Origin of the sequence: Kurthia sibirica (assembly GCF_003143975.1) — a bacterium.
Classification (GTDB): Bacteria; Bacillota; Bacilli; order Bacillales_A; family Planococcaceae; genus Kurthia; species Kurthia sibirica.
The window spans coordinates 25,785-36,478 of the sequence record NZ_QFVR01000013.1 but is presented as its reverse complement, the minus strand read 5'-3'; the positions used below and the strand labels follow the sequence as shown (position 1 = coordinate 36,478).

The following is a 10,694-nucleotide window of genomic DNA, read 5'->3' as shown; positions in this document are numbered from 1 at the left end:
ACCCCTTCTTTCATCAAATGTTTAAAAAGAAAAGGCACTCCATTTGAGCGCCTTTGTAGTTTTTATTATTCAGTTACAGTAAATGTGTAAGTATCGCCATCGGATGACGCGACTGTAACAACATCGTCCTCAACTGATTTCACTTTCAACGTTTCATTCACTGTTCCACCATCAATTGAACCAATCGCTTTCACTTTATCTCCTGTTTTGTAGCTCTCTTTATATTCGATAATTAGTGAAGCATTATTTTTATCTTTTGCAGTAGCGATATAAGCATCAATATTTCCATTTTCATCACTATCCTTTGAAGCAGCCGCTTCACTATTTAATAGCGGACTATCTGATTTCAACGTAACCTCTGATTTTGTAACTGCATTAGCATTTGAATTATCTTTTGAATATTGATTTGTAAATAAGACCAAGAAAACGATAATCAATGTTGTAACAAGTGCTGCTGAACCAATCAATACATTCGTTAGGCGTTTATCACTTTTTGATTTGTATGTGTCGATAACCTGTTTTTGTGATTCTAAGCTATCACGTAATACTTTCAACTTATCTTCATATTGGAATTTCGCTTCATCTAGTAATGATTGGTTATCTTCTCGTTGCTCGTTATAGCGACGTTTCACTTCTTCTTCTTTGTCACGTAGAGCCGTTTCACGTTCATTAATCAATTTATTTTTAGCGTCTAATTCACGCGTAAAGTCACTTTGTAATTTTTCGATTAATAGACGGTGATCACGTTGTAAAACTTCTACATTCGCGTCTGCTTTTACTTGCATATCTTTCACGTAATTTTGATTAGCGATGATTTGTGCTTCCATCTCTTTACGCACACGAGCTGCTTCATCATCTTGTCGTGCCTTTTCAGCAATCGCTTCAGTTCGCAATACATCATCAGTGAAGTGTTTTTTCATATAATTCGACAATTCTTTTTCCATCTTATTTCGAGTTTCAGACTCTTGTCGCATCATTTTTTGGTATAACCCTTGTAATTCAGATAGCACTTCTCGGTTCGCTTCAGATAAGAAACGATTCGCTATTAACTGGCGATTCATATTGAATTCTTTTAGCTTTTCAGCTCGTTCTCGAATGAATTGACTTACATAAGAATCACGAATCATTCCTTTTTCTTTTTCAAAGGATTGCTGGTGCATTTGGTTATAATCTAAATACGCTTTTTGCTTCATTTGTTCTGCAAATTCTTCACGTTTTTGGTTATACGCTAATGTCATTTCCTTTGTTTTTTCTTTGTTCAAATCATCAATGCTATTGAGTTTATTCGTATAATCCTCAATTATTCGCTGATATTCAAGCGTGATGTTATTAACAGCACCTTCAACTGTATCGTCAATGTTCAATATTTCTCGAACCGAGCCAACGGCACCATCCATACGCATTGTAAAAACGTGTGTGATATTCTGTATATGTTCTTCATGCAATCGAGCCAATTCGTTATTATATTGCTTTCGTTTCTCGTTCAATACGCTATTTAAAAGGCTACCATTTTCGTTATCCGTTAGTTCAAAGTAAAACGGGTTTCTTCGAGCGAATGAACGGTTAAAATCTTCTGTTTCAACGACATATGCGATTTCTGGATCTTCCACTTTACGTTCGGTCAACTCGAAAATTTCTTGTTTAAAATCTTCTGCTGGTACGACTTCTCGTAACGCTTTCTCTTGTCCTTTAAAACCTTCTGTTTCTTCATCTTCATCAATTATTTCTAATTCGTTATCATCGAAACTTAATGGTGATTCATCATAGGTTTCATCATCATCGTTATTTCCGTCAAAAAGTGTTTCATCATCATCATCGAAATTTAATGGCGATTCATCAAGGTACGAAATATCTTCTTCTTTTTCTAATTCAGCTGAAATTTCATCATCATCATCAGCTGATGAATCGTTAGGTATCACGCTATCAACCATCGCCCAACTTGGCATTGAATCTGTATCATCTGTTTCTTCTTCATCAAATTCATGTAGCTCATCTGATTCATCGTCTACCACTTCATTTTCAGTAGCGACATTTTGCGTGTCTACCGCACTATGATGACGAGTCATTTCAGCGTTTCCGTTTAAGTAGTCATCTGTAATCTTATCTCTAAAATCATCGTTTTTTAATGAATTAAACAAGACACCTAATTTAATCGTCTGCCCTTTAATTTCAGTGTGAAGTTCTTCAAGATTTTCTGATTCAGAGGGGTATATCCCCCAATTAAAGACGGCTTCATTGAAACTGTTGTACTCCATTAATTTCTCGATTGTTTCATTTGTCGGTACTAGAATAACTCGCCCTTCGTTCAAATCTTCAAATCGTGTAGCTGAACGTATGCCGTCACCTCGAAGATCCGAACTGAACTGTCCGAAATCATCTGTTCCATTTTCGTGCATCTGAATTTTTTCTAATTCAGCATGGTTCAAAACCAATACCGTATAACCATCTGTAACTTCAACAACTGCTCCATTTCCATCACTTGCGAACTTTTTCAATTCATTTTGAACGCTGGTAGGTACGGTACTCGCAATTTTTAAGTCCTCGAACAATGGAAATTCCTCATGGCGTTTCTTCTTTTTAATTCGTTTTATCTGCTTTTCTTTTTTATCTATTGGCTTCTTTTTGCTTTTATTAAAAATTTTTAATACCAGTTTCATACACTCCTTTGAACAACTATTGTTTCGTTAATCATGTGTACAATTATTGCACAAAAAATACCTTTGAACAATAGAAATAGCAATTAATAATAAAAGAATCATAGAATAATTCTAAGTTTTTATATAAAGACATAATAAAAGAGAGTGTTGAATTAGTTCAACACTCTCTTTTAGGTTTAAATTAAAATAAAAATTGAGCTGATTTTTCAATCCACTCCATACTTTTTTCTTCAAAATCTTGATTATTATTAACTGGGGCATGAAAAGAATAGTTTATCGGATTTGGCAAATACACGCTAACTTTTCTATTTCTATTTCTTCTAACATTTGTAATGAACGAATGAATTTTATCTGTACTCCACTCTAAATGTTTTTGAAGCAAAACGTTATAAACATAAGAATCAAATGACTTTAAGTTATAGCAATCGAAAAATACACTGTCATCAGTTGCACCGATAACCTCTATAAGCCTATCTTGACGACCTATAGTATAACGTTGTGTATATACAGCAGCTTCATCTGTAAGTACATCGACTTTTCTAAAATCTGATAAGAATAACATTGCGAAAAATACAATTACTCTTTCACCAGCATTTTTTGATTCTTCAGTTAAAACGGCTTCAATATCATCAAATGAAGTGGTATCTTTTAGTTTCGATTGAATTAGGGGGAATAGTTCTTCGAGGATAACTTTTGCAAGGCTTAATGATAAAGCTTTGTTATTCCCATTGTTTCCAAGTAGGATTTTTTCCATATCTCTGAAACTAACTACATACATTTCTGTATGTTCACTCAAGAGTTGGAAAACAGATTTATAGATTCCTTCATATTTCTCCACACCATCTTCATACCTTAAAAAATTCCGTTCACACTCTACTAAAATCATCTCTGGTATAACAACAACAGAATTTTCATCAAACATTTGTTTCAATAAATCAGAATATGATTCTTCCTTACTTTCAATACCTTTTCTTAATAAGGTAAAACTATTCGCATCCATTATATTGATTTTTTTATCGTAAGGTAGTGTATCAATTCCAGTTGTGACATAATCCCTTAATATCGAAGCCTCGAAAATAGCTAAATCCATAAATTAATATCTCCCCTTATCTGTCGGTTCCCCCTAGTTGTTTCATTCGTGTGGTGTAATTGGACTCTATTTTTTCCAAATCACTCGAACTTAAATTCTCTTTTACCACATCATCGTTTAATAACCTAGCCACACTATCAAATGAAACACTTCTACTTGAAGTTAATAACGAATGATCGAAGTCGCCAGGTAAATTATTACGGTAATCATAATCAATTATTTCTTCTGCTTCATCTAAAGAAATAAGCCCATCTTGCACCAATTTGATGACGATACATTTATAGGGTAACTTAAAACTTTCTATTAAACGTACAACCCTGTTACTAAGTGTATCTTCTTTAAATGTATTACTAATATCATTAAATGTTTCTTGTAATACGTGCTTATTTATAAGTAATTCCGCAGAAAACAGGTTAGCACACCTTTCTTCCTCACTCGGAAAACTACCATCTGCAAACGTTTTAACTTCTGAATTCATTATTTCTTTAGATTCAAAATAAAAGTGATAAAACTCATGTGCCCATATAAAATTCTCATAAGTTTTCGGTTGATTTGTGTTTATATGGATATAAAAACGACCATGTTTATAAGTAACTAGCCCACCATATTCTAAATCATCACTCGGAAACATAATTAAATTCGCTTTATTTTCTAAATATCTTTTAATCGCTTCAATTGGTGTTAATTTAAAACTCAATCCCAACGATTCAACTTCTTCAACCTTTTTAGAAACGCTCAATATTAAAGACTTATTTCTTTCTATTATATCTCTTAAATTTGTTCTATTTATCAATTACACTCACATCCTTTTTAAATAACTATTTGCTAAAATCACCCTAATTCCTTAGCTGATTTTAATATATGAATCATGTTAATTGCATCATCTAAGATAGACATTGTTTCTTTGAAATTTTCATTGTCAGTACCGTTGAAACTTGCAGCTGAAAAGTTTTTTATAGAATCGTTTTCTATATCCACTAAATTTCTTGGTAATTTAATATCTTCTCTATAAAAATAGAATGGATCATTAATTCTAAATAACTTGTTTAACTTAGGAATACTTTTATTAATATCCCCTTTTCCCTGCAACAAGTTAAAGAATGTAGCTTTAGGTATGCCACTCCTTTCATACGTCCATTTCTTGGACTTATTAAGAGCGTTAATGTAATTATTCACATTTTTCGCCACTAAATCATTAATTTCGTTAGGTTGTGAGTCATGTTCTGAATTAACATTTTTTAAATCACTCATGTGGAAACCTCCTTTAGTACAATTCTAATTATAACTAGATATTCACTCTAAGTAAAGTTAGGAGAACAGATTCCTATACTTTAAATGTATATAAATGATTTCGTAACTAATATTAATTGGAAAATAAACGAATTTCAAAATAAAAGTCTACAAAAATGGACTTTCGGTAGAGTGTTTCAAAAATTAATTCCCCTTACTTAAACGTAGAAAGAGATTCAGGTTTTACCCCAAATCTCTCTCTAAAATATGACTTTCTTCTATTATAATGTTGTTTTTAGAATCGCTTCAGTTAGTAATAATTCAGTCGCTTTTTTAATCGACATATTGCGCTCATCTGCAAATTGGACCAATCGCTCATGTATAGAATTATCTAAACGGCAACTCACATAAGAAGTAGACGGTACGAGCTTCAACTCATGTTCAGAGATTCGCATTTCACCTGTAACCCCACGCTTATTAATCGTTTCAGCTATCCACTTTTTGCGTGTAAAATCATGTTCGTTCATCACTTCAATAGCAGCAGCCTTCACCGAAACTTTGTAGTAGCCTTTTTCATCATCATAATCTACGTGCATATTTTCGATTCCTCGATATTCATAAAAGAAATCAAGTGCCACATTTAACTCGAATGAACCTTTATATAAAGCGAAATCAATATAGTGCTTATCACGTTCCGTTTCCCGATGAATCGTATAAGCCGATTTCAAATTATACTTCTCCATCGCTTCATCAATTGAATAAAATGTATCACGCTTATCTGTTATGCCCCATTCGTTTTCGGCATTTAAAACCACACGAAATTCCTCTTTCGTTCCTTCATCAATAAATAACTGGAATAAAGCAACGTCATAGCGACTATTATAAAAATCAGTTTTCACCGAGTTCCCTTTTAAGCGAGCTACCTCTTGTATAATCGCTTGTTGCTGGTCTTGATTCACATGGTAAATATCACGTTCCCCAATTCGTATCGCATCTAATTCCAATTGCAACTGTTCAACTAATTTATAAACACGTTGTAACGATAAATTCTCCCTTTTCGCAAAATCACTTATACGAATATAGCCATCTGGAATTGTCGGTTGATATTTTTCTTTATAGGCTTCAACAGATTCCTTCGTGTACATTTTTGCTCGTTTTAAATCAGCTGGTAAATATTCATATGCTAATATGCCTTTGCCAACCAAATTATAAACAGTGGATCTAGCCACACCTAAATAATTCATTACTTCTTTTTGCGTGTAAAATTGCTCGTCGCTCGTTTCCATTAAAAATCACTTCACTTTCTCCAATTTCCCGATTTAATGACCTATTCACATTATACTATTTTATATTATACGAAACAAACTATATAAAAATAAGTATCTATTTTTGAGTGAAATCTCATTTTTTTAAAACATAAACAAATATAGTATTTTTTTATGTTTAGCTTATCATTTTAAATAAAACGAATTAAAAGATATAAGAGTAAGTAATTTAATCGTTTACGAAAAACTACAAGCATTTCAAAAGCGACTTCATTTATCAGAATATTCAAATGAAGTTACGTAGAAAATAATTCATCGTCACTTTATACGTTAAATGTTCTATTTAATTCACTTCCCCCCCCCGAACAAAAGGAATGTTTTTTCAAACTATTATAAATATGATAAACAACCACTTTTTGAGAGTTTTTTTAAACCTCTATTTTAAATAGAAGAAACTCCAATTATTCACTAGAAACATTCCTTTGTAGTTTATCGTTCTGTTTAACAAGCTTGCCGTTCAGTCGGCAGTTTTTTGCTTGAAGAATTTGAATATACTACGTTACAAAATGAAAGGAGTTTTTCAAATGGCACAACAGAATAATCACTATAAAGGTAAATACTATACAAGACGACAACGAGCATCCATTGAAGAAATGAAACGAGGTATCATTCAAGGTTTCCCTGGTGACTATAACGAATCAATTTCGCTTGAAACGATTTTCGATATAGCAGCAGCGAATGATTTTAAAATGACTCGAAATGGTTTCGTTCAAAAGAAACCTCTATTCCAAAGAAGGCAAAGTGCTATTGAACGCATGAACGCAGATGAATCTTATCCTTACACGCTCGATGATGTTAAGGATCGCGTTCGAGCTTCCCCTTACTTTTACGATTGTATGTGTGATAACGATTTTCGCTATTACGGTGAAAAGTATGGGTTCGTCACAAAAGATGGTATCCATTTCAAACGAATATTATAAACAAAAAAGGAGTAGCCTATTTCATGGCCACTCCTTTTTTATCTAGTTAGATTAATCCACTTTAATCCCTTTAGTATCTGGTTGATCTAATTTAGTTACATATTTACCGACTTCTTTTTCATCCGAAAGTGTAATAAGTGCGTCTGTTTGTGAACCACCAATAAGATAACCCGCATAATATTTATCGTGAATTTGTGAAACAACCATCGGTGTGAATTCTTTGTATTTACCTTCAGTTATTTTTAATTCTGATTTAGAACTACCTACATTCGTTTCAGCAAAAAGAACGTGATTTTTAAAAGTTAGCATTTCACTTTCAGTTACATTTCCTGTGCCATCTGTATCTATACTCACATTTATCTTTTGTGGTTTCGGTGATTGATACTTCATATTTTTCAGAATTTCGATTTGTTCTTTAAAATCACCATTTTCTTTATCTAAACTAGCAATTTCTTCAGTGAATTCTTTTTCTCTTTGTAGATAACCTTGTTTTTCAAACTCATAGATTCCCTTCTTTTGACTATTTTCAATTTGTTTTTGTTTATACCCTTCATTTTCCTCAATTTTTTTCTTGTTATACTTTATATTATCTTCAATAATTCCGATTGAACTTTTTATTCTATCTTCAAAATATTCTTTATCACGTTGTACCCCTAATTTTTCTAATTCTTCAGGTGATTTATCGCCAATTGAACCTAATTTAATTGAATCTAAATTCTCCGAATTAAAGTGGGTATTATAAGCCGTTAGTTCCCCATCTTTTACAACTATAATTCGATTAACGTGTTCGTCTTTTCCGACAATCCCATCAGTTGCGGTAGTTTCAAGCCAAACGCGGTCATTTTTTTGTGAATCTTCATAAAAACCAATCGGCTCTTTACTCGATAGCGAACTACTATTTCCGCACCCTGCTAACAAGCTCATTGCCACAACGCTACCTATAATTAATTTATTTAGTTTCAAGATAATTCCTCCCAAAAATGAAAAAATTTATAAAATTTATAATAAAAATATAGCATAAACAGCAGAAATTTATCGACCTAAATATATACTGTTTTGATTTTGAAAAACTCCTACTGATTACTCAGTAGTTTTTTTTTTGGAAAAAAATAAAAAACAGGAGTGAGTCCAATGCTTTCAAATGAAGAAATGGAACAAGCATTAAAAGATATTGGTATCTATGTATATGACATGGAACGATCCAAAATGATTGAAGTCGCTTCAACTTATGGTTATGAATTTGAAAATAACGTATTTGTTATTAGTCCCAATTTTGAAATTCACACGTTACGAGGGATTAAAAATACACTAAATCATTACGGTTATCCAATCGACACTATGGATAATGATGAAATTTATGAAGCAGCAGCGCATCATAATTTCGATACAAAAGATAACTTATTATGGCAACGATAAACCTCAAATAGAATGGAGCAAACAAACAATGGCAAATATCTGTACAAACTACTTAACGGTCTATGCTGAAAATGATAATGAATCACTTAAAAAGTTCCACCACACATTAAAAACTGAACACGCTTCACGATTTAATTTCGATGATTCAATAACATATGATTCATCGCGTCTTATCGGAATGAATCAAATGAGTTACGTGTTCTATACGAAACGGGAACCAGCTATTGAATGGTTCACTGATTTAGTGAAAGATTTCTCGCACCTAACATTTGAATATGAATATGAAGAACCTGGTTTAAGATTAGCGGGGTGTTTAGAAGGTATAGGTGGTGATATTACTGATGAAACTACCTATGAAGGGAATACAACGCTCGGATATATCGAATTTCTTGCAGATAATTTAAAGTATGAAATTTGTGAATTAGAAAGAGAGTATTCTAGTGATTTAGCTTCTGAATTTGAAGCTGATAACCGAATCACTTTCACACCTTGTCGCACAGATGAACTTGGTAACGTCCCTGTCACCCTTCGCTCGACTATATCAGAACTAGAGAAAACAATTCTTTTAGAACCTGTTGACGCTCGATATATGGACTTCGAGGAAGATCCATATAGTTTCTATTATTATTTAAAAGAAGAAAAACAGGACGTACTTGCAGAATTCCAACAATATTTAACTGCTTAAAAATAGAAGGAGGTATTTATAATATATGAATGAATATAACAATTTACTAAATCAAAATGAAAAAGACCTACTTACCTATTTGGTAGAATCACTAAGTAAGACAACAAAAGGAGATAAAGTTGTCACTGAACACGATTCTAAACTAAATTCAATTATTATTAGTCAAAGTTGTTTAGCCAATGAATTAAATTTAACTAGACAAACAATCGCTAAAATCACTAGTCGATTAATTACGTATCGTTTTATTGCGATTGCGAAAAGCGGTCAAACAAACGTCTATATAATACTTCCTCATGTTGCTTTAAAAGGAGCAAAAGTAGAAAATGGTATCTTACGTTTAAAAGCCAAAATGATTATGTCTAAAATTGAAAATCCCAAATTAGAAAAGGAATTCGTCTATAAAAATGGTGCTGTTTTGTTAAGCGAAAGTGAAAATAAACGACTATTCGATTTGTATAAAATTCAATAACTGTTGGTTTGAAATAAAGTTTGATCAAAATGAAGCTACAATAACCAAACTATTTAAAGAGTAACCGTAAAGGTTGCTCTTTTTTTGCTTACGCAACAGTTCTTCATTTGAAAATAAATAAAAAACAGAAAGTTGGAACTCGAATGCTAACAAAATTAGACTATGCACAGGTAAAATTAGAAACATTAGAAGAAGAATATACTCGCACAATGGACGAAGCAACTAAAGAATCTAAAGCGATTCCTTTCGGTCAACCGAATATTATCAGACGTAGAAATATTTACTCTGGTGTTATGCGTAAACATGAAAAAGCACGAAAATTGCATGAACAAATTGAAGAACAAAAAGGTGCAATTGCTAAATTAGAAAAAGTCGAAAAAGTGAAGGAAAATAACTCGCTACTAAAAGATATGCACGTTATTGGCAAGAGTGAATATGCGAATATCGGAGCAAAAACGTCTGTTAATAATCTCGCTTATTTTAAAGATAAATTAGAAAAACTTATCGAAAAAAATGAGTTTAATAAGCAAGAAAATAAGCGAAACAAAGAGGTGAAGTTACGCACATACGGAGCTGATATCACCAAATTAAGAAAGAAAATCGCTTATTTAGAAAAGATTGAGGAACAATCGAAGGACCAAGTTTTATCGGCTAAATCGGAAGAACTTCTAAAGGACGGTTTAGTCCAACAGTGGGACAAAAAGCCGATTTTCTTCTTTGTTAAAGGCTTGCGAAAAGTCGCTTTCGAAGTCGATTCAAACGGTGAATTCTTTGTTTCTCCACACTATCCAACAAAAAATACAAGCGAAGAAAAATTCATCGAAAAGCTATTAGCTTAAAAATTAAGGCGGTCATTTGACCGCCTTAATTTTTGAGAATGTCGTATACTAAATATAACAACT

The 10,694-nt window shown here is 32.4% G+C and carries 11 protein-coding genes; 5 read left to right on the top strand and 6 right to left on the bottom strand.

Features of this window, described 5'->3' with window-relative positions; all coding sequences use genetic code 11:
* Positions 1-65: 65 nt before the first annotated feature.
* The 5 genes from DEX24_RS10470 to DEX24_RS10450 all read right to left on the bottom strand — a co-directional run bounded on the left by DEX24_RS10470 (position 66) and on the right by DEX24_RS10450 (position 6,263).
* A complete protein-coding gene (locus tag DEX24_RS10470) occupies positions 66-2,549 on the bottom strand; it encodes a hypothetical protein (RefSeq protein WP_146192984.1) in 2,484 nt (827 codons plus the stop codon).
* A 289-nt stretch (positions 2,550-2,838) separates the two neighbouring features.
* On the bottom strand, positions 2,839-3,747 hold the full coding sequence (locus DEX24_RS10465; protein ID WP_109306385.1) for a hypothetical protein: 909 nt from the start codon (positions 3,745-3,747) through the stop codon (positions 2,839-2,841).
* A 16-nt stretch (positions 3,748-3,763) separates the two neighbouring features.
* Entirely contained in the window at positions 3,764-4,540 is a 777-nt protein-coding gene (locus DEX24_RS10460; protein WP_109306384.1) for an ImmA/IrrE family metallo-endopeptidase, read from the bottom strand.
* 38 nt (positions 4,541-4,578) lie between these two features.
* Positions 4,579-4,998: a hypothetical protein gene (locus DEX24_RS10455; RefSeq protein WP_109306383.1), complete on the bottom strand. Its 420-nt coding sequence runs from the start codon at positions 4,996-4,998 to the stop codon at positions 4,579-4,581.
* A 260-nt stretch (positions 4,999-5,258) separates the two neighbouring features.
* On the bottom strand, positions 5,259-6,263 hold the full coding sequence (locus DEX24_RS10450) for a helix-turn-helix transcriptional regulator (RefSeq protein WP_109306382.1): 1,005 nt from the start codon (positions 6,261-6,263) through the stop codon (positions 5,259-5,261).
* A gap of 563 nt (positions 6,264-6,826) precedes the next feature.
* Between DEX24_RS10450 and DEX24_RS10445 the strand changes: the two genes are divergently transcribed.
* Positions 6,827-7,222 (top strand): hypothetical protein, encoded by a 396-nt coding sequence (locus tag DEX24_RS10445; RefSeq protein ID WP_109306381.1) that lies wholly within the window; start codon positions 6,827-6,829, stop codon positions 7,220-7,222.
* 51 nt (positions 7,223-7,273) lie between these two features.
* On the opposite strand, the gene DEX24_RS10440 is transcribed toward DEX24_RS10445, so the two are convergent.
* Positions 7,274-8,185, bottom strand: coding sequence for a hypothetical protein (locus DEX24_RS10440; protein WP_109306380.1), 912 nt, complete (start codon positions 8,183-8,185; stop codon positions 7,274-7,276).
* Positions 8,186-8,353: 168 nt separating this feature from the next.
* On the opposite strand from DEX24_RS10440, the gene DEX24_RS10435 reads away from it, so the two are divergent.
* The 4 genes from DEX24_RS10435 to DEX24_RS10420 all read left to right on the top strand — a co-directional run bounded on the left by DEX24_RS10435 (position 8,354) and on the right by DEX24_RS10420 (position 10,631).
* Positions 8,354-8,638: a hypothetical protein gene (locus tag DEX24_RS10435; protein ID WP_109306379.1), complete on the top strand. Its 285-nt coding sequence runs from the start codon at positions 8,354-8,356 to the stop codon at positions 8,636-8,638.
* Between the two features lie 28 nt (positions 8,639-8,666).
* Positions 8,667-9,323, top strand: a complete 657-nt coding sequence (locus DEX24_RS10430; RefSeq protein WP_109306378.1) for a hypothetical protein — start codon at positions 8,667-8,669, stop codon at positions 9,321-9,323.
* Between the two features lie 25 nt (positions 9,324-9,348).
* On the top strand, positions 9,349-9,792 hold the full coding sequence (locus DEX24_RS10425) for a hypothetical protein (RefSeq protein WP_109306377.1): 444 nt from the start codon (positions 9,349-9,351) through the stop codon (positions 9,790-9,792).
* A gap of 143 nt (positions 9,793-9,935) precedes the next feature.
* Positions 9,936-10,631 (top strand): hypothetical protein, encoded by a 696-nt coding sequence (locus DEX24_RS10420; RefSeq protein WP_109306376.1) that lies wholly within the window; start codon positions 9,936-9,938, stop codon positions 10,629-10,631.
* Positions 10,632-10,694 lie beyond the last annotated feature (63 nt).

Bases quoted from the DNA above. Each gene is read 5' to 3' on its own strand.
- DEX24_RS10435 (WP_109306379.1), top strand. From the start codon at position 8,354: ATGCTTTCAAATGAAGAAATGGAACAAGCATTAAAAGATATTGGTATC.
- DEX24_RS10455 (WP_109306383.1), bottom strand. From the start codon at position 4,998: ATGAGTGATTTAAAAAATGTTAATTCAGAACATGACTCACAACCTAAC.
- DEX24_RS10425 (WP_109306377.1), top strand. From the start codon at position 9,349: ATGAATGAATATAACAATTTACTAAATCAAAATGAAAAAGACCTACTT.
- DEX24_RS10450 (WP_109306382.1), bottom strand. From the start codon at position 6,263: ATGGAAACGAGCGACGAGCAATTTTACACGCAAAAAGAAGTAATGAAT.
- DEX24_RS10465 (WP_109306385.1), bottom strand. From the start codon at position 3,747: ATGGATTTAGCTATTTTCGAGGCTTCGATATTAAGGGATTATGTCACA.
- DEX24_RS10430 (WP_109306378.1), top strand. From the start codon at position 8,667: ATGGCAAATATCTGTACAAACTACTTAACGGTCTATGCTGAAAATGAT.
- DEX24_RS10445 (WP_109306381.1), top strand. From the start codon at position 6,827: ATGGCACAACAGAATAATCACTATAAAGGTAAATACTATACAAGACGA.
- DEX24_RS10420 (WP_109306376.1), top strand. From the start codon at position 9,936: ATGCTAACAAAATTAGACTATGCACAGGTAAAATTAGAAACATTAGAA.